This window comes from Chryseobacterium sp. LAM-KRS1, assembly GCF_013184525.1.
Classification (GTDB): Bacteria; Bacteroidota; Bacteroidia; order Flavobacteriales; family Weeksellaceae; genus Chryseobacterium; species Chryseobacterium proteolyticum.
The window spans coordinates 550,467-576,484 of sequence record NZ_JAAOIZ010000004.1 but is presented as its reverse complement, the minus strand read 5'-3'; the positions used below and the strand labels follow the sequence as shown (position 1 = coordinate 576,484).

The following is a 26,018-nucleotide window of genomic DNA, read 5'->3' as shown; positions in this document are numbered from 1 at the left end:
TTTTTCATGATTGATCTTTACCTAAAAAATAAAGTCCTTTTAAAGTATGAAGTCTGTCCGTAATATGTATTTTATTCGTTAAAGGTTTATACACATGAGAAACACCACCGGTCGCAATGACGAAACAATCATCATTCACCTCTTCATTAATACGATCTATAAATCCTTCCACCATTCCCAGGAAACCATAAACCATTCCGCTCTGCATACAGGTTACAGTATCAAGCCCTAAAACAGATTTTGGTTTTTTAAGTTCTATTTCCGGCAATTGGGCAGTCTGGCTGATGAGAGAGTTTAGCGAGGTAACAATTCCCGGCGCAATAATCACACCCAGCGTTTCACCGGTCTCAGTAACACAACTTGCTGTAAGTGCGGTACCGAAATCTATAATAATCTTCTTACGGCCAGGGTACATATTATGTGCTGCTACCAAATTGGCATAGATATCTGTTCCCATTTGTTTGGATTTTGCCTGAACCCCGGAAGGAGTATTTCTATCAACAATGACAGGGGAAATTCCGTGTATTTTTTTAATGGCAGAGCTCATTACTTTAGTAAGCTGAGGAACTACTGAACCAATAATCACATTTTGTATTGCGCCCGGTTCAATCTTATAGGTCTGATACAACATCAGCATCTGGACATACAATTCATCAGCGGTTCTGTAAGGCTTTGTATTAATCACCCATGAAATATCACAGTTGTCATCATCAAAAAGACCAAATCTTATATTGCTGTTTCCAATATTTATAACAATAGAGTTCATTTATTTTAACTAAATGGGTTTGAAAATGAATGTAAAAATAAGGCTTTATGGTGAAAAGTTCTATGAAACTACTTATTAATTTAAAATCAGTGTTTGCAAATCATTTCATTTATTAAGTCTGCCGCTACACTTATAAAAATAAAGAAGACACTTATCAATTCATTCTATCGGGCATGTAGGTTTTAAGGTACATTTGAAATATCAACTCATTTAAAACCACTACTATGAAAAACTTCAAAAGAATTTCAAGGCATGCTCTTAAAACAATCCACGGGGGAAATGTAAACTGTCCAGTTCCCGGAAGCAGTGTTCCGGCAATATGTCCGGGAACGAGATGTCCTGCTAACCCATGTGCTACTCCCAACTGCATTATACCCGCTGCATGCTCACCTGATTAAGACAAATAAAAAAGGAGTATTTTCATACTCCTTTTTTATTTTATTTTACTTCAACAAAGTTATCTGCCATATTTACGTCAGCTAATCTCTGACTGAAATCGATCCCCAAAACCTGCAACTGAGATTGAGAATAAGGTATTGTTAATGTATATTCCTTTTGTGTCCATGGCCAGTAATTCATGGTCTTAAAATCTCCGTATGCATCTTTCTGTTTCCATGTACGAGTAAGATTTGTCGGAATCTGATAAGTAACAATTTTCTTATCTTTTGTCATTACACTAAAATCAACAGGCATTGGAACCTGTCCGTTATTCACCAATGTAATCGTTGTGGATTTTGCATCATATTTTACATCTTTAATCCCATAATCAATGGTTTTGGTTGTATTGATCCAGTAATGATGGAACCACTTTAAATCCATCCCGGATACTTTCTGTGCAATATGGAGAAAGTCCCGGTCTGAAGGATGCTTTAAACTCCAGTTGTCAAAATATTCCTTCAAAATTTTGGCAAGATTTTCCTCTCCAACAATATACCCTAACTCAACAAGATATAATTCTCCTTTTACATAGGAAGCATAAGTATAGGAAGTACCATTGTCATGGTGATCTCCTAACCATACTGCTGGTTCTTCAATTCCTTTTTTCACAAAATTCCGGTAAGCTGTCAACCTATCAACAAAAGGATTAGGCAGCTTATCTTTAGGTGGAAACAACTGATACATTACGTATCCCTCAGCATAACTGGTAAATCCTTCATCCATCCATGGTTTCATAGATTCGTTGGTAGCCAGCATTTGTTGATACCAAGAATGGGAACCTTCATGTGTCATAAGCCCCATCAGGTCTTCAATATCTTTTGATTCGCCTAAGATCATGGTACACATCCCATACTCCATTCCACCATCTCCACCCTGGATAAAGGCATAGGTAGGATAAGCATACTTTCCAAAATGAGAATTCATGATCTCAAAATATTTGGTAACATAAGGTTGCGCCTGTTCCCAGACTTTGGTTTTATCATTTTTTTGATAAACCAGATATACTTTAGGTCCATTAGGAACATCAAAGCTATTAACTACATAGTCTCTGTCCGCACTCCAGGCAAAGTCCAGGATATTTTTAGCTGTCCACCTCCAGGTTGCCTTTTTATTTTTCTCTGTCTTGATCTTTGCATTCGCATCATAACCCTTCACTTCACCTGGGTTTTGAAGAATTCCTCCGGCTCCTACTACATAATCTTTATCAATTTTAATAGTAACGTCAAAATCAGAGAACGGGGCATGAAATTCTCTCCCTATATAGTCGAAAGTTGCCCATCCGTCATAGTCATATTCAGAAATTTTCGGGTACCATTGGGTCATGGTCATATCAATTCCCTCTTCATTGTTTCTTCCGCTTCTTCTGATCTGTTGAGGTATCACAGCGTCCCACTCCATCGTAAATGATGTTTTGGAATTGGGTTTAATAGGCTCATTCAGATAAACCTTCATAATGGTTTCCTGAATTTCAAACTTAAGATCTTTGCCATTTTGCTTGATCCAGTGTATATTTTGCGCCCCTTCCTGATCCTTAGGAATCGAGGCCAGTCTTGAAATTCCTCCTCTCTGCAATCTTGAATCACCATTTTTACCTTGACTAGCTACTCTTTGATCCATCATTGAATTGGGTTTAAAAGCATTCCAGTATAAGTGGAAATACACTACATTCAGCTCGTCCGGCGAGTTATTTGTGTATTCTAATGTTTGATTTCCCTGGTAAGTAAATTTTTCTGCATTAACATCAATATCCATCTTGTACTTCGCAGCCTGCTGATAATAAGGATTCTGCTGGGCATGAAATTGTGAAATGACAAACGCAAAAATGATTGCAATCGACTTTTTCATTTAAAAATTATTTTTTTTAAAGGTAGGTATTTTATCCAAAACCCTCAAAAAAGTGGAGTTATTTGGAATTCGAGATGTTATCTAAGGATCTCATAACAAAATAAGAGTTCTTTAGTTTATGAATGGATAATCATTTTTTTGATCAAAGTAATTTGCCCTAAATGATAATAACAATGCTCAATCATTCCATCTATATTTCTTTGATAAGTTCCGTATTTTTCGTCTACAAAAACTTCACTAAGCTTATTGTCCGACATTTGTTCAAGTAGCTCAGCAAACCTTTCCGAATCTGCCCAAAGTTTATTAAGGATTTTCTCCCATTGCTCCTGAGATTCTACCGGAGGTAAGTCAAAACTAAATTTATCTTTTATTTCAAGCACTCCTCCTTCAAAAACCTGTAAGACACCAGCAATATAATAATCGATATGGAATGCCAGCATTGCGATCGTATTCAAAGAACCGATTTTTGTTATCGCCTGTTCCCAGGTTACATCAGAAAGCTGATCTTTAAAATTGGTATTGGCGATCCAGAGACCGTCAAGCATAACTTCTCTGAATCTTTTTGATAATTGTATGGCTGAGCTCATGCTTTTCATTTTTATTTTTTTAAAGTTAATTATTTCATTCTCAGTTCTTGCAGATTTGGAGATAATCCAATTTTTTGAACCATAAATAATGCATTTGCTGTTAGTGAAAAACATCAATGGCATTGGTATTTAAAAATAGAAAACCTCGAGTGTAAAACTCGAGGCTTATATATAATTTAAAGAAGTATTATTTTTTAGAAGTAACTTCTTTTTTTCCACTTAGTAAAATCTTTTCAAGGATTTTCAGGGTAATGAGATATGTTGGTTTTACACCTGTAAGTCCTAAACCTCCTGAAGAAAGAGTACTTCCCGTTTCTAAAGGATTATCAGAAGCATAGTATGCATAACAAACAAAAAGGTCCGGTGCAATATGATGTCTGATCTTAGAAGCCACCTGGATGGCTTTTTGATAATGAGCCCCTTCCATTTCAAGACCGATAGCTTTCCAGGAGGTATTCATGAAATAAGATAAAATATCCCTGTTCTGAAGCGAAGTCCCTAAAACCGTAATCATAGCTCCCTCAAATGCTTTCAATTCATCATCCTTAAAATCATCCAGTTTTAAAGCATTTTCAAAAGGATAATTATCGGCTGTTCCTTCAAAAATATGAGAAGTAGGAATCATAATATCTCCCTTACCTCCATTTAGAATTCCGGCTTTACCCATAATGGATACGGATTTTACTTTCATCATATAGACTTCCCCTTTGTGTTCGAAAGGTCTTAAAAGCTCATCCATTACTTCAAAAGCCTGTTCCCCGAAGGCATAATCAAAAACCATGATTACATCATCTCCTGAATATTTTATATGTCCGAATGGAGTATTTTTAAGATCAGTTTTACTTAGATCAATGATTTGAACATCTATATTACTACCGCTCTTGTCATCGATATATATAAGTCCCTGGTCTGCCGCATATTTTGAAACTTTATCACGAAGATCCTTCTTATCGGAAATTTCACCATACAGTTTATAATCAACTTCCTTATGGTCTTTTTTCTTAAGTGCATCATTAGCATACAGCATATTTTTCACAGAATGCATGTTTGCTGAGATTATATGTAAGGGACGCATGTGAAGCCCGTTATCATACAAAACTTCTTTTACTTTATTTGCCCATTTTTCTCCAAAATAATGATGGCCTACTCTTTCTTTCAATATAGCACTGAAGTGGATTTCTCTTTCTCTGCTCTGCTTAGCATCTTCTAAACTTACCTTTCCTAAGTTATAGATGATTTTGAATAAACGGTCAGGATTTTCATCATCTCCAAAAGTATTATACGCTTTTAATGTTTCTTCAAAAGTTCTTCCGATCAGAGAAGAAAGATGAATAAGTGCAACTTCTTTTTCTTTTCTGCTGAATTTCTTTTCTCCTTTTACTACCTCTTCAATAATTTTAAAGGCACGTGTCGGCTTCCAGTTTTCATCCTGAATAAATGCCAGATTACGGATTTTATCCGCTTCTATAAATAAGAATGTTAAGTGAGTAAGAATATCATAGATCTCTGAACGTCCCAAAAGAACTTCAATATTCATTTGGTGTTCATCAATTCTATAACAGTTTCTTCTTCTCTTTTTGGGAACAATAGGCTCGAAACTACCTTTATCAAAGCCCTCATCTGATGTAAGATGAATAAAAGCACACTCCTCAATTCCTTCAGGAAGCCTGTCTAAAACATACATCAAACCATCAAGCTCCAGTTTATTCGGAACATTCATGGTACCATAAATTTCAGGATTGATTGTTTTTAACAAACTTCTTATACTTTCTCCCGAAACACCTCCTGGCTTGAAAAATCCTCTATAGAATAAATGTCTCATAGAGATGTATAGTCTTTCAATAGCCTCTGTTGTTTCTCTTGCTCTAGAATTTGTCATAAAATAAATTTCACACAAATATACAAAATTACACTGCAAATCATTTTAAGTATCTTTTAACAAGGAGGTTAAATTGTATACATTTTTGTATCCTATATAATAGTAAAGTATTCTTATCTTTGAGTTATAAAATATTTAATTTCATTTTTCCTCCCTCTTTAAATCCTTCCACTCAAGACACCTATTTTTCTGTTAATTTTTATAAATTTCACAAACACCCCTAAAAAAATAAGGGTTAAAACGTTTTCAATTCATTTTTTTTGTAAATTTGCCCTGTAAAAATTAACCCTATTATGTCAACTTTAAGATTCAAAGCGTTAGAAACATTACCATTTAAGGACTTCAGAAAGGATAACTCCATTGAAGTTCCTGCAAAATTGTCTGAATTATTCTGTCAAAATGTTTTCTCAGAAGAAACCATGAGAGAGTATTTGACGAAAGAAGCATTCACATCTATTATGGATGCTATTAAAAAAGGAACTAAAATTCAACGACACATTGCAGATCAGGTAGCGGTAGCTATGAAAGACTGGGCAATGAGCAAAGGGGCAACACACTACACACACTGGTTTCAACCTTTAACAGGATCAACTGCTGAAAAGCACGATTCATTCTTCACTCCAATCGAAGGGGGAAGAGCCATTGAAAGATTCAGCGGAAACCTGCTTATCCAACAAGAGCCGGATGCTTCTTCTTTCCCGAACGGAGGAATCAGAAATACTTTCGAAGCAAGAGGTTACACAGCCTGGGATCCTACATCACCGGCTTTCATCATGGGAACTACACTTTGTATTCCTTCGATCTTTATTTCTTATACGGGAGAAACGCTGGATTATAAAGCTCCTCTTCTAAGAGCTCTGAATGCTGTAGACGAAGCTGCAACTAACGTAATGCAGTATTTTGACAAAAATGTAACAAAAGTAACTCCTACTTTAGGATGGGAACAGGAATATTTCTTAGTGGATTCGGCATTGTATCAATCGCGTCCCGATCTTGTATTGACAGGTAAAACTTTACTTGGACACTCACCGGCAAAAGGACAACAGCTGGATGACCACTATTTCGGGTCTATTCCGACAAGAGTAATGAACTTCATGAAAGAGTTGGAAATAGAGTGTATGAAATTGGGAATTCCTGTAACAACCAGACACAACGAAGTAGCACCTAATCAATTCGAGCTGGCTCCGATGTTTGAAGAAGTAAACGTTGCTGTAGACCACAATTCTTTATTGATGGATATTATGGCAAGAGTGGCTCATAAACACCATTTTCATATTTTATTCCACGAGAAACCATTTGCCGGAGTAAACGGAAGTGGAAAACACAATAACTGGTCATTGGCTACAGATACAGGTGAAAACCTACTAAGCCCAGGGAAAAACCCTAAGAAAAATCTGCAATTCTTAACATTCTTTGTTAATACCATTAAAGCTGTTCATGAATATGCAGATCTTTTAAGAGCAAGTATCGCTTCTGCAAGTAATGACCACAGATTAGGGGCTAATGAAGCTCCACCTGCAATTATTTCCGTATTTATCGGAAGTCAGCTATTCAGAGTATTGGAGGAATTGGAAAAAGTAACCAGCGGTAAATTATCCCCTGAAGAAAAAACAGAATTAAAATTAAATGTTGTTGGAAAAATTCCTGAAATCCTATTGGACAATACCGATAGAAACAGAACTTCACCATTTGCATTTACAGGAAATAAATTTGAGATCAGAGCTGTAGGTTCTTCTGCAAACTGTGCAGAATCTATGACCGTAATGAATACGATCGCTGCAAAGCAGTTAAATGATTTCAAAAAAGAAGTTGACGCTTTAATTGAAGGAGGATTAAAGAAAGACGAAGCGATATTCAACGTATTAAGAGAATACATCAAACAATGTAAAAATATCATGTTTGAAGGTGACGGATATTCTGATGACTGGGCAAAAGAAGCTAAGAAAAGAGGGTTAAACAACTTAAAAACCACTCCGGAAGCTTTAAAGCAGGAAATGGATAAGAAGTTCTTAGCTCTTTATGAAGAAATAGGAGTGTTTACTCATAGAGAAGTAGAAGCAAGAAATGAGATCAAACTTGAAAAATACTCTACCGTTATTGATATTGAAGCAAGAGTTCTAAGTGATATCGCAAGAAACCACATTATTCCTTCTGCATTAAATTACCAGAACAGATTAATTGAAAACGTAAAAGGTCTTAAAGAAATTTTCGGAGATAAAGAATTCAAAACGTTGGCAAAAGAACAAATGAGCCTGATCACTAATATTTCTGAAAATGTTTCTATAATCAAATTAGGAGTTGAAGATCTTATCAAAGCCAGAGAAGCAGCAAAAGCAGTATCTAACAGCCAAAAGCAGGCAGAAGATTATTGCAACAAAGTGAAACCTCTTTTCGATGTAATCAGAGATGCATCTGATAATCTTGAAATGATGGTGGACGACGAGCTTTGGCCGATGACAAAATACAGAGAAATGTTATTTACAAAATAACATTTTGTAAAGTCCATATTAGTTAAACTCCCCTTTTTGGGGAGTTTTTTTTATTGCATTTCCTTTATTTTATTCCTGAAAATAAAACAAACTAAATACTTAACAAACAATATTTTAAACAACTTCAAAATTGATATAAAATTTAGATTTAACTTTGCTGTTCTATGAAAATCCTGATCATTGAAGATAATAAAGAATTAGCCCACAGCATGACGTATTATCTGGAAGAAGAGCACTACATCTGCGAATGTGCCTATAATTACAATGAAGCTTTGGAACGCCTGAGCTTCAATACTTATGATTGTTTGTTACTCGATATTATGCTCCCGGATGGAAATGGGCTAAACCTCCTCAATCATATTAAAAGTGAAAAAATCAACAGCGGCATATTAATTATTTCAGCTAAAGATGCATTGGACGATAAAATCAAAGGCCTTGAAAAGGGCGCCGACGATTATATTACAAAACCCTTTCATTTACCCGAATTACACGCAAGACTTAGAGCTGTATATCGCAGGAAAAAAATGGATGGCTATAATGATGTCCGTTTTAATGAAATATTATTGAATACCGATACCTTTGAGGTTTTCATCCATGAAAATAGATTAGATGTCACACAGAAAGAATTTGAGCTATTGCTTTATTTTTTGGTTAATAAAAACAGGGTCCTGTCCAAACAATCCATCGCTAACCATCTTTGGGGAGATCATACCGATAATTTAGCTAACTTTGACTTCGTTTATCAGCACGTTAAAAACCTCAGAAAGAAAATAGCAATTGCACAGGGTAATGATTATGTAGAAACAATCTATGGTCTGGGCTATAAGTTTAATGCGTCAAAATATAACGGCTCATGAATTTACTAAATAAAATATCGATCTGGTTCATTGCCATTGTACTATTGGTTACTCCTCTTAGCATGTACATCTCTTATTCCAATATTAAAAAACGATTGGACAATGTTGAAATAGAGCGACTGAGATCAGTAAATAATTATGTAGCCGCCCAACTAAAAAGAGGAGAAACACCTGAAAAAACATCTCAGGGATTACCTATTTCTATCAAACCCTATACAGGAAGTGGTATTATTCCTACCAACCCTGAAATTATCCACACCTGCCTGGATAATAATGGTCCCTCTCGTAACGAATGTAAAATACAAATCAATACGTTTGTCACAGCCGCAAATAAAACATACAAGATCTCTTCTTATAGCTATATCACCTCTACAGAACAGATCATGAAAGGTATGCTCACTGCATTATTGTTAAAAGTATTACTCATCACAGCTATAGTATTCATTACCGCAAGAGTATTATCCCGGTACATACTTAAACCTTTCCATCACGCTATAGATAATATTCATCATTTTAATATTCAGAAGCGGGAACCTCTTCAGTTACTCTCAACAAGCACAAATGAATTTAAAAAACTTAATGAGTTTCTCAGGCTCATGACCGATAAAGCCATTGAAGATTACACCTCCGTTAAAGAATTCAGTGAAAATGCGTCTCATGAAGTACAAACCCCTCTGGCAATCATACAGAGCAAAGTTGAGCTTTTAGCTGAAACAGAAATCAATGCAAAACAGGCGGCATTATTGACCGACATCCAAAACTCCATAGATAAACTTACCAGAATCAACCGCTCGTTGATCCTGCTTACAAAACTTAACAATCAGGAATTCCTCACGCATGAGAAATTAAAATTCTGCCGGGTGGAAAAAGAAACCATCCATGCTTATTCAGATCATATTGCATTAAAAAACATCACCCTGAACAGACACTGTGAAAAAGATGTATACATAAAAATCCATCCCGCACTAGCAGAAATTCTTTTGAACAATCTTTTATCCAATGCAATCCGGCACAATGTGAAAAACGGAAATATAGAAATTTCACTGACCCATAAATTCTTCAGGATCAGCAATACAGGATTACCTCCTGATATTCCTACCCAGGAACTTTTTAAAAGATTCAAGAAAAGCAATCAATCCACAGAGAGTATTGGTTTGGGCCTTTCAATCGTAAAACAAATTTGCGAGGTCAATACATTCCCTGTTCATTACGACTTTAGTGATGGCTGGCATTGTATTACGGTGTATTTTGATTCATCAGAAAACCACTCTTTATTTACTCCAACTCCCTATTCCATCCCTGCCCAAGAGATTGAAAACATAAAGCCATCACTTAATTTTGCTGAATAAAATCAATCCACAAAAACGGTTGTTTGATTAATTTATACAGAACTTCAAATTTGCTTCAAAATGTGTTTTTTACTTTGAATAAAGAAAAAAATATACTCGATGCTTTTAAGAGCTTTTATTCTATCCGTCTCTACGATTTTTTTAATCAACAAAGTAAGCGCACAGGAAGTCATCACACTTCAATCCGCACTTGAAACAGCTGTCCACAATTACGGAACCATTAAAGCCAAAGAATCCTACCGTTTATCATCGCAGGAATCCGTAGAATTAGCCAAAAGGCAATATTTGCCCAACCTCAACTTAAGTGTACAGCAGGATTTTGGAACTGTAAATGGACAGAACGGCCCTTTATATGGATTTGGAGGTTACGGAGTAGCCTCTTCCGGACTTCCCCTTCCTGAACAAAACTGGAATGCTTCATTCGGAGCCCTGTATCTTGCTAATGTCAATTGGGAGTTCTTTTCATTTGGAAAAGCAAAACAAAGAATAAAGGTGGCTCAATTTAAAAACCAAAGAGATACCAGAGACCTTTCCGATGAAATATTTCAGCATAAAATAAAAGTCGCGGCAGCTTATCTGAATGTTCTGGCAGCGAAAAAGCTGAAATTATCCTATGAAAAGAATTTAGGAAGAACCGACACCATAAGGAGAATTGTTGAGGTTAAAGAAAAAAACGGGCTCGTTCCCGGAGTTGACCTTTCTCTTGCCAAAGCAGACTATGCCAACGCCATGATCACTTACACAAAGGCAAAAGATAATGAGCAGGAGCAGGAAAATAAACTGGCACAGTTAATGGGTATTCCGTCCCAGGAATTCAGACTTGACAGCACCATTCTCAAAAGAATTCCTACAGATCTGCCATCAGAAAAAAACTTGGTTTTAAAAGACCACCCTCTTCTTGCATTTTATAAGAGCCGGATCGATGTAAGTGAAGAAGAAAAACAATTGCTCAGAACACAATACTATCCATCATTTTCCATGGTTGGAATTATACAAACACGCGCCTCAGGATTCGGTAACGGATATGCTCAAAACCAAAATGACTATTCTATGTCTTATTGGGACGGAATCCACCCAACCAGAAGCAATTATCTGATCGGACTGGGAGTATCCTGGAATTTCACACAGACCTTCAGATTATCAAAAGAAATCAGCGCGCAGGACTATGTAAGCCAGGGGCTAAAGCATGAATATGATCTTGCAGAACAGCAGCTCAAGGCACAGCTTGATTTGTCTGAAAATAAATGGAACAATGCTCTTACCATGTACGATCAGGTTCCGGCTCAATTAAAATCTGCAAATGATGCTTATATCCAGCGATCTGCATTATACAGAAACGGCCTCACAGATATTGTTGACCTATCCCAGGCCATATATGCACTGATAAGAGCAGAGACAGATAGGGACATCGCTATTAGCAACGTTTGGAACGCATTACTATTAAAAGCAGCCGCAACAGGTGATTTTACAGTTTTCGAAAGTGAACTGTAAGGTTAAATATAAATTACATCAATAATAGATCAATGAACTTAATAAGATTTGCATTAAGAAAACCCATTACGATTCTGGTGATTGTAGCCGGACTGTTTTTCTTTGGAATACGGTCCGCCAATTCGATCAAAGTCGACATCTTTCCTAAACTGGATTTACCGGTTATTTACGTTTCCCACCCTTTCAGCGGATATACTCCACAACAAATGGAAGCTTTTTTCGCTAAACAGTACATCAATATTTTCCTTTTCGTAAACGGGATCAAAAGTATTGAAACTAAAAACATTCAGGGATTGACACTGATGAAAATCAATTTTTATCCGGGAACCAATATGGCCCAGGCCGCTGCTGAGCTCAACTCTTTTTCCACAAGGATCCAGGCAGCATTTCCTCCGGGATCCAACCCTCCGTTCATTATCCGTTTTGATGCGTCTACCCTTCCCGTGGGGCAGCTTGTTTTGAGCAGTGATAAAAGAAATAACAATGAGCTTCTTGATTTAGCCAACGTATATGTTCGCTCCACATTTACTTCCATTCCCGGAATTGTTTCTTCTCCCCCTTTTGGAGGAAATATACGGACTGTGGTAATCAATGCCAACCCGGATTTACTCCGCCAGCATAATTTAACTCCTGATCAACTTGTAGAAGCATTACGTCTTAATAACCAGACTGCACCTTCAGGGAATGTACGCATCGGGGATAAATATTATATTACTCCAACCAATACGATGATCAAAAACGTAAAAGATTTTGGAAACATTCCTTTATATAAAGGAGGAGTACAAAACCTTTATTTAAAAGATGTAGCAACGGTAACCGACGGAGCAGACATGACCTCCGGGTACGCATTGGTTAATGGACGCCGTTCAGTTTACCTGAGTATTGCCAAAAGTGCTGATGCCTCAACCTGGGATGTTGTCCAAAATCTTAAGAAACAACTTCCCCAGATCCAGTCTAATCTTCCCGACGATGTTAAGGTAAGCTTTGAATTTGACCAATCGACATATGTTATCAATTCCGTTAAAAGCTTGATGAGTGAAGGAACAATAGGTGCCCTGCTGACAGGACTCATGGTTATTTTATTCCTTGGAGATATACGGGGTGCTATTATTGTAATTCTTACTATTCCTATTTCCATTATTTCAGCGGTACTGTTTCTTAATCTCTTCGGGCAGACCATCAATATTATGACCCTAAGTGGGCTTGCGCTGGCTATCGGAATCCTCGTTGATGAAAGTACCGTTACCATAGAGAATATACATCAGCATCTCGATATGGGAAAACCAAAAGCCTTAGCTATTTGGGATGCCTGTAAAGAAATTGCTTTTCCAAAACTCTTGATCTTGTTCTGTATTCTTGCTGTTTTTGCCCCGGCTTTTACAATGGAAGGAATTCCAGGCTCCCTGTTTCTGCCTTTGGCTTTGGCAATAGGATTCAGTATGATCATTTCTTATTTCCTTGCACAAACTTTTGTTCCTGTAATGGCCAACTGGATTATGAAAGTAAAGCACCACAAAGCGAAAGACGGCCATACCATGACCGAAGCAGAAGAACTTGATGCTGCGGGACTAAGTGATGAAGCAGACACCTGGAGCCAGAAAGAAATACTCCTGCAAAACATCGATAGTAACAGGGATGGTAAAGTAAGCCTATTTGAAAAAGTGAGATTCCGGTACCTTAAATTTCTTGACCGGATTATGCCCTTTAGGAAAATTATTGTCTCGGCTTATATTCTGGTAACGATGGGACTGGTCGCTCTCTTTCTCAACAGCATAGGAAGAGACGTACTACCTCAGGTAAATGGCTCCCAGTTTCAGGTAAGGATGCGTATCCCGGATGGAACGAGGATTGAAACTACAGAACTTCAAACACTGAAGCTGCTCGACGGTATTAAGGATATTGTCGGAAAAGATAACATTTCTATTACCTCAGCTTATGTTGGAACCCATCCGAATCTTTTTTCTGTAAGCCCTATATATCTTTGGATGGCAGGATCACATGAAACGGTATTACAAGTGGGATTAGATGAAGGCTTCCATGCAAACCTGGATGATCTTAAAGATAAAATCAGAGAAAAGGCTAAAAGCATCAATCCGGATATGAAGCTTTCCTTTGAGCCCATAGAATTAACAGAAAAAATATTAAGCCAGGGATCTCCAACTCCGATTGAAGTAAGATTATCAGGCAGAAGCAAAGAGCTTAACGAAACTTATGCTAAAAAAATAGCAGAGGAACTTAAAAAAATACCCTATTTAAGAGATGTTCAAATCGGGCAATCGATTAAATACCCTTCGATTGACATCAACATAGACAGGATCAGGGCAGCCCAACTGGGAGTAGACATGACCGACATTTCACGTTCATTGGTTGCTTCTACCTCTTCATCCCGATACACCGAAAAAAACATCTGGACTGACGAAAAAGCAGGATATAGCTATAACGTACAGGTACAGATCCCTGAAAATAAAATGAATAGCAAAGCTCAGATTGCAGGAATCCCTTTGCTGAAAAACTCTAACAGACCTAATTTAGGGGATGTGGCAACTATAAAAGACAGCTACACGTACGGGGAAACAGATAACCTCGGTGCAATGCCAATGCTTACAGTAACGGCCAATTTAAATCACACCGATTTAGGAAAAGCATCAAAAGATGTCCAGAAGGTGATTAACAACCTTGGAGAATTACCGAGAGGGCTGAATGTCGGATTAATTGGTCTAAGCCAGACTCTCAACGATACCCTGAGCAGTTTACAAAGCAGCCTGATCATTGCCATTCTCGTAATCTTTCTGATGCTTGCTGCCAATTTCCAGTCTTTTAAAGTATCCGGAGTCGTATTGGTAACTGTCCCTGCGGTATTATTAGGCTCTCTTGCATTGCTTATTATTGCGGGTTCAACGCTTAATCTTCAATCCTATATGGGAATTATCATGTCCGTAGGGGTATCTATTTCCAATGCCGTGCTATTGATAACGAATGCAGAGCAACTGAGAAAACATAATGGAGATGCTTTACTATCAGCAAGAGAAGCTGCGGCACTAAGGATCAGACCTATTGTAATGACCGCCTTAGCAATGGTGGTAGGTATGGTTCCTATGGCACTTGGATTAGGAGAAGCCGGAGATCAGGTCTCTCCGTTAGGACGTGCAGTAATCGGAGGATTAATTGCTTCTACATTTGCAGCATTGTTTATTCTTCCGTTGGCTTTTGCATGGGGACAGGGAAAAACTTCTACCCAAAGCGTATCACTTGACCCTGAAGATGAAGAAAGTATCCACTTTATACCAGAACTTTTAAAATAAAATAACCAAATGGCTATTAAAAATTTAAATATGAACCGTTTATATCAATATTTCATTCCGGCAGTTGTTCTATTATTCAGTTTGCAAAGCTGTGAACAAAACAAAGCGGAAGTAAAAAAGACCGCAACACCATCAGCACCTGAAATAGAAGCTATCAATCCTAAGCAGGGAGATTTCGCTTCATCCACCACTATTCCCGGGGAACTTCAGCCTTTCCAGAAAGTAGACGTATATGCCAAAATAAGCAGTTTTGTTAAAAAACTGTATGTAGATGTAGGAAATGAGGTTGTAGCAGGACAGTTGCTGGCCACACTGGAAGCTCCGGAATTGAATGCGCAGCAAAATGCTGCAGCGTCAGCATTAAAATCCAAAGAAGCAATATATATAGCCAGTAAAGCGAAATATGATCGTTTGAAAGAAACCAGTAAAACACCGGGAACCATATCTGCACTTGATCTGGAACAGGCACTTGCTGCCCAAAGATCTGACATAGCACAGCTTGAGGCCGCAAAATCCTCTTATCGAGAAGTGATGGATGTTAAAAACTACCTGCAGATCAGGGCTCCATTCAGTGGGAATATAGCAACCAGAAACGTAAGTGCCGGAGCCTATGTGGGACCTTCTGGGAAAGGATCCGAGCTTCCCCTTTTCAGTCTTGTTCAGCAAAACAAACTTCGTTTGGTAGTAAATGTTCCGGAATCTTACACAGGAAGCTTAAATAAGAATGGAGAGATAAAATTCTCTGTACAATCTATCCCGGGAGAAACCTTTACCGCTAAAGTATCCAGATTTGCAGGAGCATTGGATAACAGGCTTCGCTCTCAATCCGTGGAAATGGATGTTTACAATAATGATAAAAAATTATTGCCGGGAATGGTTGCCAATGTAATTCTTCCGTTAAGTGATAACAATAAAGCCCTATCTGTTCCTACTTCAGCAGTATTAAACTCTACATTAGGTGTTTTCGTTATCAGAGTTGAAAAAGACATTGCCCATTGGGTTCCTGTTACTGCCGGAATTTCAAATAGTGATACGACAACCATTATTGGTGAAGTAAGCCCTAACGATGTGATTATCAAATCAGCAACGGAAGAAATCCGCGACGGACAGAATATAAAAGTAAAGCTCACAAAATAATTAATCTTAATTAGATGTTAAAAGATATTTTTTATTCGTTTTCCTACAAAAAGTAAAAATTCACCCATTATTAAAGGACTGAGATTTTACTTTGTTAAAGAATCTTAATAAAAAAAACCGCAGTATCACCAAAAATGGGATGTTGCGGTTTGTTTTTCTTTAACATACGTAAATAATATGTTAAAATGTGTTAAAGTAAGAACCTGACATTAATCATATCGAAGCTCTTTTGGTTGGAATCTCTACTTTTGTAATGCTTTTAGAAATAAATATTCCTTATTTAACACGGATAATCAAATATATATGAAGAAAAGAGTTTTGTTTTATTTAGCTGCTTTCGTTTCTACGATGTCATTACAATCTTGTGTTACAAACTACGTAGTTTCAAAACCAGCAACTTACACTAAAGAATACAAAACAGATGCCAAACTAGCTTCTATAGATACCAGAAAAATGGAACAGGATAAGAAGCAATTAATCAATTCTTTTATCTCTGAGAAGGCAGCCGTTTTATCTAATGCAAAAAATACTTTAAGAAATTCTGAGATTGCCAAAGCAATCAAACACAATAAAACGATCGACAATATCCTAACCGAAGCTGAAACGTACCTAGGAACTCCTTACAGATATGGGGGAACAACAAGAAATGGTATAGATTGTTCAGCTTTTGTTCTTTCTGTATTCGGAGCAGCAGCAGGTCTTAGTTTACCTAGAGTTGCAGCTTCTCAATCTCAGGAAGGAGAGAGAGTTGAAAAAGAAAACCTACAGAAAGGAGATTTGATTTTCTTTTCTCACGGTAGAAGAATCTCTCACGTTGGTATTGTAGAAAGTGTTTCTGAGGATGGGGAGATTAAATTTATTCATGCAGCTACTTCTAAAGGAGTTATGATTTCGTCACTTAATGATTCATATTGGGGACCGAAATTCAGATTTGCAAAGAGAGTGATTAATGAAGAGGGAGATGCTTATAATAACTTAGCTGCAACTACAGCATCAACAGCAACAAGTTTTTAATTTTAAATAATTGATTTAAATAATGAAAGCCATCAAATATTTGATGGCTTTCTGTTTATCTGTCTTCAATTGGTTTCTATTTAATGACATACTTCTTTCAACGCCAAAAGGCTAGCTATTTCGATCAATATCTATATCCAAGCGATAAAGCAGCCCATGCACTTCAGAAAGTGAAAATTTAGCCTTTTTCAGCCTGTTGGAAGCAGGATCTATAGTATAATTGAAAGATGTTCTGAAATCAGCCTTTTCAAGGTTGGAATTTTCGAAGATTGCCCCGGAAAGATCACAATTATTAAATATGGAATTCGATAAGTCTGCCTCAGCAAAATCGACTTCCGTCAATTTTGAGTTTTTAAACAAAGTTTTCTTGATCGATGTTTTATAAAAAACAGAATTGTTTAAAGAACACCCTTCAAATCTGAACGACATTCCAAACTCATTGCATTCATCAAAGTGAAGCCCGAACATCTTACATTCTTTAAACACCACCTCCCGAAATGCTGTTGAAACAAGCTTTGCCATACTCAGATTACATCCGATAAATTCACAATCATTAAAACTGAAAAAAGAAAGGTCCATATACTCAAGATGGCAGTTCCGGAATATACAATTTTCATATTCGCCTTTTTGAAATTGGGAAAAGTCCCCATTTTCAAAAACCTGATTAATAACGTATGCTTCTTTCATACCAGGATGTTTAAAAGAAATTTTTGTAATAAGTTTTAATAATAACGATCAGTCTTTAGAAAGCCTTTTGTAGCTAACCTATAACGATCGCTTCTATACCAGACTGTTTTTATCCGAATAGTTGAGCTTAAAAAAGATGAAGGTCATAGTAGAGAAGGCCAGCAAAGAACTTCCTCCATAACTAAAGTAAGGTAACGGGATCCCAACGGTTGGAAAAAGTCCCATAACCATCCCTAAATTGATCGAAAAGTGCATTAACAGGATGGAAGCAAAACAGTAGCCAAAAACCCTGTTAAAAATAGACTTTTGCTTCTCTGCAAGGTAATAGATCCTTCCAATATACAATAAGTAGCACAAAACAAGTCCCGCACTTCCTACAAATCCCCATTCTTCACCAACGGTACAGAAAATATAATCCGTACTCTGTTCAGGTACAAATTTGCCCTGGGTTACTGATCCCTCACGATATCCTTTTCCTAAAAGTCCGCCAGAGCCAATTGCTGTTTTTGAATAAAGAAGGTTATATCCTGAAGTATCCCTGAATGCCTTTTCTCCTTTATAAAGAACCTCTATCCTCTCCCTTTGGTGTTTAGGTAATTTCTCTAAAATATAAGGTGTTGCAAATGCCAATCCGCACAGCAGAATAATAGAGCCTGCAATACTTGAAATGGATATAACATTCCAGGACATTTTATAATAGTTCATTGCAATTAAAATTCCTGCAATGACCAGGATAGCAATCACTACATAAATAGGATTCACCGCAAGAGAAACGAGAAAAACAGCAGCAAAAAGAAACCCTATCCCGAATAATAATCCACTTAATCCTTCTCTATACAATGCAATGAAAAATGCTACAAAAACAAGCAGTGAGCCAACATCCGGAATTGCCAGTACAACAACTGCAGGAATTCCCACGATCGCCAGAGAGGTCAATAAAGATTTTCTATTACTTAAATTAAAATCGGGACCCGAGACATAATTAGCCAGCATCAATGCTGTTCCCAGTTTTGCAAACTCTACCGGCTGCAAACTTAAAGGTCCGAATTTGTACCAGTTCTTTTGCCCAAGAACCTCTTTTCCAAAGGGAAACAATCCTATCAGTAATAAGACTCCAATAATATAGATAATCCCTGCCATATTCTCAAAGAACTTGGTACGGGTGAAAAAGATAATGAGTCCTACAAAAACAGATATTCCAAACCAAACTGCTTGTCTGGTCCCACTTGCCGGTTCCACACTGTAGATGTTTGCTATCGCAAAAATGCAAAGCAGGAAATATAGACCAAGGCCTAATTTATCTAATCCTTCTGTCCATTTCATTGCTTTTTATCTTTTTTAGTTTGAGTTTCTGCGTCTATCTGTTTCTGTAATTTTTCTTTCTGTTTCTTTATAAAATCCAGACTGTCCTGTATTTTTTTTTGTTTTACAGAATCCTGTTTCGGATCTTTGTATAAACCTTTACGTTTTAAATCGACAATCCACTGTCTTTTATATTCAGGCATAAAGCTGGCAGATGTCATCTTTTTGTAAAGATTTTCTCTTTTCAGATCTCCTGTAATGTATTTCTCAGCGATCACCGTACTTGCTGGTCCTGCCCATGTAGCACCGAATCCTGCATGCTCCATTACAGCAACCACTACAATTTTTGGCTTATCCGCCGGGGCAATCAAAACAAATATGGAATTATCTTTACCCTGAGGAACCTGAGCAGTCCCTGTCTTGGCCAGCTGAGTAAAATCATTTGATTTCAATCCTCTTGCCGTACCTCTTAATACCACTGCTTCCATTCCTTTAAGGACAGGTTCAAAGTGTTTAGGGTCTACCAGAGTTTTATGCTTTTTCTTAAATCTCGGATCCGGATTAGGCTTTCCGTCAATTGATTTTACAATATGCGGAGTATAATACCATCCCCTATTGGCAATAGCTGCCACGTAATTGGCAAGCTGCAAAGGAGTAACCATTACGTCCCCCTGTCCCATTCCGTTGAAAACAGCACCTGTAGCCAAAGGATCCCAGTTTTTACTGTCTTTTTTAGAACCACTTGCTTTAAGGATGGATGCCATTCTTTTTTCATAAAATGCTCCGGAAGGAATTCTTCCTCTTGCACCAACGGCAAAATCATTGTTTAAAAATTCTCCAACCCCAAAGCTGCTCATAATAGCTTTCCACTCGTCAACACCTTTAGATGGATTTCCCGGATATTTATTAACAATCGCTAAAAATGCATAAGAAAAATAACAGTTACTTGAAACCTGTATGGAAGGAATTAAAGGTTCCGCTCCACCGTGCCCCTTGATTCGTAATCCTCTGTAATTGAATCCGCCCCCACAAGGGAAAATCGTGTTTTCATCCATTACTCCCATTTGCATAGCAGATAATGCCGTAAGTAGTTTAAAAGTGGAACCAGGAGGATACCCTGCCTGCAGAGACCTGTCAAATGTTGGCTTATTTTCGTAAATCGTATCTTTAGATAAAGCGTATAAATTTTTGGATTTCATAGGCCCTGTGAAAAGATTAGGATCAATATCCGGACCTGTCGCCGACACTAAAACCTCCCCGTTATTAGGATCTAAGGCAACGATGGCACCATGTTTATTCACCATCATTTCCTCCGCCATTCTCTGAAGATCATAATCAATGGTCAGAGTAATATCTTTTCCTGTAATTACATCCTTATCTAATGCTCCGTTTTTGTATGAACCAATGTTCCGAAGTCTGATATCCTTCTGGATGTATTTCATCCCCTTTACCCCACGAAGTTCTTTTTCGTATGATTTTTCAACTCCTGTTTTTCCAATGAAATCTCCCGGCAGGTAATAAAGCGAATCCTTTTTTATATCTCTTTCATTAACCTCACTTGTATATCCTAATAGATTTCCGGAAGTGGAGACCTCATATTGACGCTGAGGTCTGGAAACGATACTGAATGCAGGATATTTAAAGATGATTTCCTGAACCCTCGCAATATCTTCTCTGCTCAGATCTTTGATAAAAGTCATCGGAGTGAGCTTAGAATAATATTTTTCTTTCTTGATTGTATTGATTTTATTAATGAAGTCGGATTTGCTTATCTTCATTAAATTACAAAATCCCAAAGTATCAAAATCAGGTTTCATTAAAGCCTGAGTGAAAGATATCTCATAAGCCGGCTGGTTACCTACCATGATTTTTCCATTCCGGTCAAAAATAACACCCCTTTGCGGGATCACATATTCTATTTTGATAGATGTGTTAGCCGCGTTTAGCGCATACCTGTCCGTAAACAACTGCAAATATGCAAGCCTTGCCACAAAAATAAGGGCAATAACAGCAACAACGGCAAAGATTTTTAAATAACGTGTGTTCAAACTTTTTGTTTGATTTTAAAGATTAATGCGTAAACAACTATAAATATAAAGGAAATTACACTTGTTACCAACACATTAAACAATATTTCAAAAAATCTGCTGAACTTAAAGAACTCAATATACTGTACTAAAAGCTGGTGCAGGAAAATACTTGAAAATAGAAAAAGTAAGAACTGCCCCCATTGCAGAGATTGAAAAGAAAAGAAGTCGGTGGACGTATCAGTGGACGTCCTGAAGATCAATGTTCTGAAATACGCAATAAGTGTCGTAGCCAGTGCATTAATTCCCCATGAATATAAGAAGGCATCAATAGAAAGTCCTATTAAAAAACTCAATGCCAAAAATTGAAATTTATTCCTGAAAAAAGGATAAAACATGACAAATACAGGATATAGCACGGGAGTATACTTCCCGAACAGAGTGATCCTGTTCAATACAAAAATCTGTAATGCAACAAGAAAGATCATGATTAATATATCCGTAAAAAGTGTTCTGCTAATCATTTTCCTTTTTTATTACCGCCTGTAATGTATCCTGGATTTTTTGAACCTCAGCTTTCTTCAGGCTTTTTACCACATACACTTTATTCAGGGAACCCATTTTCTCACTGAGTTCTACTGAAATATCCCAGAAACCGGTTTTGTTATCTACTGAGTATCCTGCCACAGTTCCAATCATTACCCCTTTGGGAAAAATCGCTGATTTTCCATCGGTAACAATCGTATCTCCAATCTTCAGGGCTACATATTTCGGGATATCTGCCAAATGCATTACCCTAGAGTTATCTCCGTTCCATGTTAAGGTTCCAAAATACCCAGATTTTTTTAACGAAGCATTGATCCTGATACGGTTAACACTTAAAACCGACTGAACCAAAGCATAACTATCTGTTGAATTTATAACGATCCCTGCAATTCCCTTCGGAGCCATAACTCCCATCTGAGGAAATACCCCATCTCTGCGGCCACGGTTAATTGTAAAATAATTATTTCTCCTGTTAATACTGTTGAAAACAATTTCGCCATCCACAAATGTGTAGATTTGGCCACCTCCTAAAGTATCGTGAACTTTTCTGAAGACCGGCTTTTTGGCGCCATCCTTTCCATACAGTTCAATCATTAAAGCTTTATTCTGAGCAACAAGATCTTCATTGATTTGCTTAAGCTTCAAATAAGAAACCCCTTCATCAATATAACCGGAAACCCAGGAATTTAACGCTGCAGACTGACCAGCAATCCAGGATTTTTGCATGGCGTTTTTAGAAAATATAAGGACCAGAGCAATAATTTGCAAGAAAATAAAGAAGACAAAAAGAGCGTTCTTCGAAAATAATCTCAGCAAAAATCCCATTCAGATAGTGTTCGTAAAAGTTAAAATTATTTAATTAAGAAATTGAATTTATCCATATTCTTAAGTGCAATCCCGGTTCCGCGAACAACCGCTCTTAACGGATCTTCAGCTACAAAAACAGGAAGACCTGTTTTCTTATGTAATCTGTCTGCAAGACCTCTCAACAATGCACCTCCTCCTGCAAGATAAATACCTGTTTTATAAATATCAGCTGCCAGTTCAGGTGGTGTTAAAGAAAGAGTTTCCATTACGGCATCTTCAATTCTGATGATCGATTTATCCAATGCGCGGGCAATCTCTTTATACCCAACCATGATTTCTTTTGGTTTACCTGTGATAAGGTCTCTACCTTGTACCGGAATATCTTCAATATCCACATCCAGATCTTCAACAGCAGATCCTACTTCAATTTTCACTCTCTCGGCTGTTCTTTCACCAATATAAAGGTTGTGATGTGTTCTCAGAAAATAAGCGATATCATTCGTGAATACATCCCCTGCAATTTTCACAGACTTGTCACAAACAATACCTCCTAAAGCAACTACTGCAATTTCAGTTGTCCCTCCACCTATATCAATGATCATATTACCTTCCGGTTTTTGAACATCAATTCCTACTCCTATTGCAGCTGCCATTGGTTCATAAATCAGTCTTACCTCCTTAGCATTTACTTTCTGTGCAGAGTCTCTTACCGCTCTTTTTTCCACTTCCGTAATTCCGGAAGGGATACAGATTACAATTCTTAAAGCAGGCTGAATGAATTTACCTTTGATACCAGGAATTTTTTTAATAAACTCCTTAATCATATGTTCAGAAGCATGAAAATCCGCAATAACCCCATCTTTCAAAGGACGAATTGTTTTAATGTCTTCATGGGTTTTCCCCTGCATATGTTTAGCCTGTTCACCAACAGCTATCGGCCTTCCAGTAGATCGCTCAATTGCAACAATTGAGGGCTGGTCTATAACAATTTTATTATTATGGATGATAAGTGTGTTAGCGGTTCCCAAGTCTATCGCAATTTCTTGCGTAAACATATCGAATAAACTCATATTTTTCTTCTGATTTAAGTTTACAAAGATATAAATTAAACACTACCAATAAAATTTGGCAAGCATATAATTTGGTTAAAATTTTATTAAAATTTGAAATAATTCTTTAACGGTCAATTTAATTTCTTATAATATCAATCCAAACTCAGAACAGTAACGGATTTATAGTTTTTCACGATAATTATCATACACAATTTCAGAAAGTGTTTAATTAAAAAAAGCGTAAATTTGCCCCCGGATATGTTACAAAACACTCATACAAATCAAACTTCAAATTTCGCCGTTCTTTCCATAAGCTACGAAAAGGCAGATGGAGAAACACGAGGGAAATTTGCGTTTTTTGATGAAAACATAAAAAATTTCGTTACCCGTATTCACGATGAAAATTTAGGGGATGCCTTTGTGGTTTCTACCTGCAACAGGACCGAAATATATACCACTACTTCCAACTATCTTTTGGTTGCTGAAGAATACTGTAAAACAATCGGGGTTAACATTACTGATTTCTTGCAGTTTGCCAATATCCTTACCAAGGAGGAGGCTTTAACTCATTTGTTCAGGGTTGCCGCAGGTCTTGAAAGCCAGATTATCGGGGATTTTGAGATTATCGGGCAGATCAAAAAAGCATACAGCCGTTTTAAAAAAGAAAGAAAGAACTCTAATCCATATTTGGAAAGAGCGATCAACTCGGCGATCCAGATTTCAAAAAGAATTAAAAATGAAACCGGGATATCCAATGGGGCCGCTTCAGTTTCTTATGCTGCTGTTCATTACATTCTGAATAATCAAAAAAGGATTACCGAGAAAAATATTCTGCTTTTAGGAGTGGGTGAAATCGGACAAAATACGGTTGAGAATCTTGTAAAGCACGTTTATCAGCCTAAAATAAAAATCACCAACAGAACCCAGGAGAAAGCTGAAAAGATTTCTCAGAAATACACCATTCCTCACGTTGATTATGCAGACTTCGATAAAGAACTGAAAAATACAGACATTCTGATTGTGGCAACAGGGGCAAAACATCCTATTGTAAACGCTTCACATTTTCCAAACGGAAAAGAAACTTTGGTCATTGATCTTTCCATTCCCCACAATGTTGAAAAAAATGTTACGGATAATAAAAATGTAACCTTGATCGATGTGGATGAATTATCAAAACAAATTCAGGAAACAATCCAGCAGAGAGAAAAAGAAATTCCAAAAGCAGAACAGATCATCAAGGAAATGTCTAAAGACTTCATAGAGTGGGAGAAAAAAAGAAAACTCGCTCCCAACATTCATCATTTCAAAGCGGTCCTGAAAAATATGGAGCGTAATGAAATGCATCAGTTCTACAGAAAAAATAAATACATCAATGTAGACGATATGGCACTTTCTGAAAAGATGATTCAGAAAATTACCAGCCGTTTTGCAAAATACATCATAGATAACCCTTTAAAAGCCGAAGAAATTAGTAAATTAATGCACGAAATATTAGTTGAACAACCAAACAACGAATTCAATGAAAAGCATTAGAATAGGAACAAGAAATTCAGCACTTGCTCTTTGGCAGGCGAGAGAGGTCGCAAGGTATCTGCAAAATAATAATTACACGACTGAGATCATGCCCATCCTTTCTTCGGGTGATAAAAATCTTAATCAACCTCTTTACGCTTTAGGGATTACAGGCGTTTTTACCAGAGATCTGGATACCGCATTATTAAATGATGAAATAGATATTGCTGTACACTCTCTGAAAGATGTCCCTACAAAACTTCCCCAACACACAGAACTTATCGCATATCTGGAAAGAGATTATCCGCAGGATGTTTTAATAAGAAAAGAATCAGCAAAAAATAAAGAGTTTCATGAACTTAATTTAGCAACAAGCAGCTTGAGAAGAAGAGCGTTTTGGCTGAAATATTATCCGGAAGCAACTTTCTCCGATATTCGTGGAAATATACAGACACGCCTTCAAAAATTGGAAGAACAGGATTTTGATGCCACTATATTATCTTTAGCAGGCATCAAAAGAATGAAAATGGACATTGATTACGAGATGCTTCCTTTAATGATCCCAGCGCCTTCTCAGGGAGTTATCGCAGTTGCCGGACATTCGGATAAAAAAGAAATCAATGAAATAGTACGTCAGATTAATCATAAACCCACACAAATCTGCGTTGAGATTGAAAGAAATTTCCTTAGTACCCTTGAAGGAGGATGTACTGCACCCATCGGAGCCTTTGCTGAAATATTCGATGACCAGATCCGCTTTAAAGCAGCACTTTGCTCACTGGACGGAAAAAACTGCATCGCGACGGACGAAAATTTCACATATAATGAGAGTGAAAATTTCGGAGAAAAATATGCAAAAATAGTACTCGAAAATGGTGGCAAGGAATTAATGGCCGAAATAAAGAGCCAGATATAAATTCAGGCTTTTGCC

Annotated in this window: 20 protein-coding genes; 10 read left to right on the top strand and 10 right to left on the bottom strand. The window is 37.1% G+C overall.

Going from position 1 to position 26,018, the window contains the following annotated elements; all coding sequences use genetic code 11:
• Positions 1-4: 4 nt before the first annotated feature.
• Positions 5-766, bottom strand: coding sequence for a type III pantothenate kinase (locus G9C87_RS13750; protein ID WP_172282076.1), 762 nt, complete (start codon positions 764-766; stop codon positions 5-7).
• A 224-nt stretch (positions 767-990) separates the two neighbouring features.
• Between G9C87_RS13750 and G9C87_RS13745 the strand changes: the two genes are divergently transcribed.
• The gene (locus G9C87_RS13745; protein ID WP_172282075.1) at positions 991-1,164 is read left to right on the top strand and encodes a bacteriocin-like protein; all 174 of its coding nucleotides are present in this window, start codon (positions 991-993) and stop codon (positions 1,162-1,164) included.
• A gap of 40 nt (positions 1,165-1,204) precedes the next feature.
• On the opposite strand, the gene G9C87_RS13740 is transcribed toward G9C87_RS13745, so the two are convergent.
• The 3 genes from G9C87_RS13740 to G9C87_RS13730 all read right to left on the bottom strand — a co-directional run bounded on the left by G9C87_RS13740 (position 1,205) and on the right by G9C87_RS13730 (position 5,515).
• A complete protein-coding gene (locus tag G9C87_RS13740) occupies positions 1,205-3,049 on the bottom strand; it encodes a M1 family metallopeptidase (RefSeq protein ID WP_172282074.1) in 1,845 nt (614 codons plus the stop codon).
• A gap of 116 nt (positions 3,050-3,165) precedes the next feature.
• Positions 3,166-3,636: a DUF1572 domain-containing protein gene (locus G9C87_RS13735; RefSeq protein ID WP_172282072.1), complete on the bottom strand. Its 471-nt coding sequence runs from the start codon at positions 3,634-3,636 to the stop codon at positions 3,166-3,168.
• 187 nt (positions 3,637-3,823) lie between these two features.
• A complete protein-coding gene (locus tag G9C87_RS13730; RefSeq protein WP_172282071.1) occupies positions 3,824-5,515 on the bottom strand; it encodes a DUF6909 family protein in 1,692 nt (563 codons plus the stop codon).
• A 293-nt stretch (positions 5,516-5,808) separates the two neighbouring features.
• Here G9C87_RS13730 and G9C87_RS13725 point away from each other — a divergent pair, with 293 nt between their 5' ends.
• From G9C87_RS13725 to G9C87_RS13695, 7 genes are all read left to right on the top strand, one after another.
• Positions 5,809-8,004 carry a glutamine synthetase III gene (locus G9C87_RS13725; RefSeq protein ID WP_172282070.1) on the top strand — a complete coding sequence of 732 codons (2,196 nt, stop codon included), beginning with the start codon at positions 5,809-5,811 and terminating at the stop codon, positions 8,002-8,004.
• Between the two features lie 164 nt (positions 8,005-8,168).
• Positions 8,169-8,861 carry a response regulator transcription factor gene (locus tag G9C87_RS13720; protein ID WP_172282069.1) on the top strand — a complete coding sequence of 231 codons (693 nt, stop codon included), beginning with the start codon at positions 8,169-8,171 and terminating at the stop codon, positions 8,859-8,861.
• Complete coding sequence (locus G9C87_RS13715; protein ID WP_172282067.1) at positions 8,858-10,210, top strand: sensor histidine kinase; 1,353 nt, start codon at positions 8,858-8,860, stop codon at positions 10,208-10,210. Before G9C87_RS13720 ends, G9C87_RS13715 begins: the two co-directional genes overlap by 4 nt.
• 99 nt (positions 10,211-10,309) lie before the next feature.
• Positions 10,310-11,701 (top strand): TolC family protein, encoded by a 1,392-nt coding sequence (locus tag G9C87_RS13710; RefSeq protein WP_172282066.1) that lies wholly within the window; start codon positions 10,310-10,312, stop codon positions 11,699-11,701.
• Positions 11,702-11,733: 32 nt separating this feature from the next.
• Positions 11,734-15,003, top strand: coding sequence for an efflux RND transporter permease subunit (locus G9C87_RS13705; protein ID WP_172282065.1), 3,270 nt, complete (start codon positions 11,734-11,736; stop codon positions 15,001-15,003).
• A gap of 30 nt (positions 15,004-15,033) precedes the next feature.
• Positions 15,034-16,140 (top strand): efflux RND transporter periplasmic adaptor subunit, encoded by a 1,107-nt coding sequence (locus G9C87_RS13700; protein WP_172282064.1) that lies wholly within the window; start codon positions 15,034-15,036, stop codon positions 16,138-16,140.
• Positions 16,141-16,443: 303 nt separating this feature from the next.
• Complete coding sequence (locus G9C87_RS13695) at positions 16,444-17,154, top strand: C40 family peptidase (RefSeq protein ID WP_172282063.1); 711 nt, start codon at positions 16,444-16,446, stop codon at positions 17,152-17,154.
• A gap of 111 nt (positions 17,155-17,265) precedes the next feature.
• Here G9C87_RS13695 and G9C87_RS13690 read toward each other — a convergent pair whose 3' ends face one another.
• From G9C87_RS13690 to G9C87_RS13665, 6 genes are all read right to left on the bottom strand, one after another.
• On the bottom strand, positions 17,266-17,841 hold the full coding sequence (locus tag G9C87_RS13690) for a pentapeptide repeat-containing protein (RefSeq protein ID WP_172282062.1): 576 nt from the start codon (positions 17,839-17,841) through the stop codon (positions 17,266-17,268).
• A gap of 93 nt (positions 17,842-17,934) precedes the next feature.
• Positions 17,935-19,164 (bottom strand): rod shape-determining protein RodA, encoded by a 1,230-nt coding sequence (gene rodA / locus G9C87_RS13685; protein ID WP_172282061.1) that lies wholly within the window; start codon positions 19,162-19,164, stop codon positions 17,935-17,937.
• Positions 19,161-21,191, bottom strand: coding sequence for a peptidoglycan D,D-transpeptidase FtsI family protein (locus tag G9C87_RS13680; RefSeq protein ID WP_172282060.1), 2,031 nt, complete (start codon positions 21,189-21,191; stop codon positions 19,161-19,163). The genes rodA and G9C87_RS13680 overlap by 4 nt, the downstream gene beginning before the upstream one ends.
• The gene (locus G9C87_RS13675) at positions 21,188-21,694 is read right to left on the bottom strand and encodes a rod shape-determining protein MreD (protein WP_172282059.1); all 507 of its coding nucleotides are present in this window, start codon (positions 21,692-21,694) and stop codon (positions 21,188-21,190) included. The genes G9C87_RS13680 and G9C87_RS13675 overlap by 4 nt, the downstream gene beginning before the upstream one ends.
• A complete protein-coding gene (mreC, locus tag G9C87_RS13670; protein ID WP_172282058.1) occupies positions 21,687-22,541 on the bottom strand; it encodes a rod shape-determining protein MreC in 855 nt (284 codons plus the stop codon). The genes G9C87_RS13675 and mreC overlap by 8 nt, the downstream gene beginning before the upstream one ends.
• A gap of 26 nt (positions 22,542-22,567) precedes the next feature.
• A complete protein-coding gene (locus tag G9C87_RS13665) occupies positions 22,568-23,593 on the bottom strand; it encodes a rod shape-determining protein (protein ID WP_034680746.1) in 1,026 nt (341 codons plus the stop codon).
• Positions 23,594-23,833: 240 nt separating this feature from the next.
• Between G9C87_RS13665 and hemA the strand changes: the two genes are divergently transcribed.
• Together hemA and hemC are read left to right on the top strand one after the other, a co-directional pair.
• Positions 23,834-25,108, top strand: a complete 1,275-nt coding sequence (gene hemA, locus G9C87_RS13660) for a glutamyl-tRNA reductase (protein WP_172282057.1) — start codon at positions 23,834-23,836, stop codon at positions 25,106-25,108.
• Positions 25,095-26,003, top strand: coding sequence for a hydroxymethylbilane synthase (hemC, locus tag G9C87_RS13655; RefSeq protein ID WP_172282055.1), 909 nt, complete (start codon positions 25,095-25,097; stop codon positions 26,001-26,003). The genes hemA and hemC overlap by 14 nt, the downstream gene beginning before the upstream one ends.
• The last annotated feature ends 15 nt before the right edge of the window (positions 26,004-26,018 follow it).

Excerpts from the sequence above, each read along its gene's own strand:
- G9C87_RS13750 (WP_172282076.1), bottom strand. The coding sequence starts at position 766 with ATGAACTCTATTGTTATAAATATTGGAAACAGCAATATAAGATTTGGT.
- G9C87_RS13745 (WP_172282075.1), top strand. The coding sequence starts at position 991 with ATGAAAAACTTCAAAAGAATTTCAAGGCATGCTCTTAAAACAATCCAC.
- G9C87_RS13740 (WP_172282074.1), bottom strand. The coding sequence starts at position 3,049 with ATGAAAAAGTCGATTGCAATCATTTTTGCGTTTGTCATTTCACAATTT.
- G9C87_RS13735 (WP_172282072.1), bottom strand. The coding sequence starts at position 3,636 with ATGAGCTCAGCCATACAATTATCAAAAAGATTCAGAGAAGTTATGCTT.
- G9C87_RS13730 (WP_172282071.1), bottom strand. The coding sequence starts at position 5,515 with ATGACAAATTCTAGAGCAAGAGAAACAACAGAGGCTATTGAAAGACTA.
- G9C87_RS13725 (WP_172282070.1), top strand. The coding sequence starts at position 5,809 with ATGTCAACTTTAAGATTCAAAGCGTTAGAAACATTACCATTTAAGGAC.
- G9C87_RS13720 (WP_172282069.1), top strand. The coding sequence starts at position 8,169 with ATGAAAATCCTGATCATTGAAGATAATAAAGAATTAGCCCACAGCATG.
- G9C87_RS13715 (WP_172282067.1), top strand. The coding sequence starts at position 8,858 with ATGAATTTACTAAATAAAATATCGATCTGGTTCATTGCCATTGTACTA.
- G9C87_RS13710 (WP_172282066.1), top strand. The coding sequence starts at position 10,310 with ATGCTTTTAAGAGCTTTTATTCTATCCGTCTCTACGATTTTTTTAATC.
- G9C87_RS13705 (WP_172282065.1), top strand. The coding sequence starts at position 11,734 with ATGAACTTAATAAGATTTGCATTAAGAAAACCCATTACGATTCTGGTG.
- G9C87_RS13700 (WP_172282064.1), top strand. The coding sequence starts at position 15,034 with ATGAACCGTTTATATCAATATTTCATTCCGGCAGTTGTTCTATTATTC.
- G9C87_RS13695 (WP_172282063.1), top strand. The coding sequence starts at position 16,444 with ATGAAGAAAAGAGTTTTGTTTTATTTAGCTGCTTTCGTTTCTACGATG.
- G9C87_RS13690 (WP_172282062.1), bottom strand. The coding sequence starts at position 17,841 with ATGAAAGAAGCATACGTTATTAATCAGGTTTTTGAAAATGGGGACTTT.
- rodA (WP_172282061.1), bottom strand. The coding sequence starts at position 19,164 with ATGAAATGGACAGAAGGATTAGATAAATTAGGCCTTGGTCTATATTTC.
- G9C87_RS13675 (WP_172282059.1), bottom strand. The coding sequence starts at position 21,694 with ATGATTAGCAGAACACTTTTTACGGATATATTAATCATGATCTTTCTT.
- mreC (WP_172282058.1), bottom strand. The coding sequence starts at position 22,541 with ATGGGATTTTTGCTGAGATTATTTTCGAAGAACGCTCTTTTTGTCTTC.
- G9C87_RS13665 (WP_034680746.1), bottom strand. The coding sequence starts at position 23,593 with ATGAGTTTATTCGATATGTTTACGCAAGAAATTGCGATAGACTTGGGA.
- hemA (WP_172282057.1), top strand. The coding sequence starts at position 23,834 with ATGTTACAAAACACTCATACAAATCAAACTTCAAATTTCGCCGTTCTT.
- hemC (WP_172282055.1), top strand. The coding sequence starts at position 25,095 with ATGAAAAGCATTAGAATAGGAACAAGAAATTCAGCACTTGCTCTTTGG.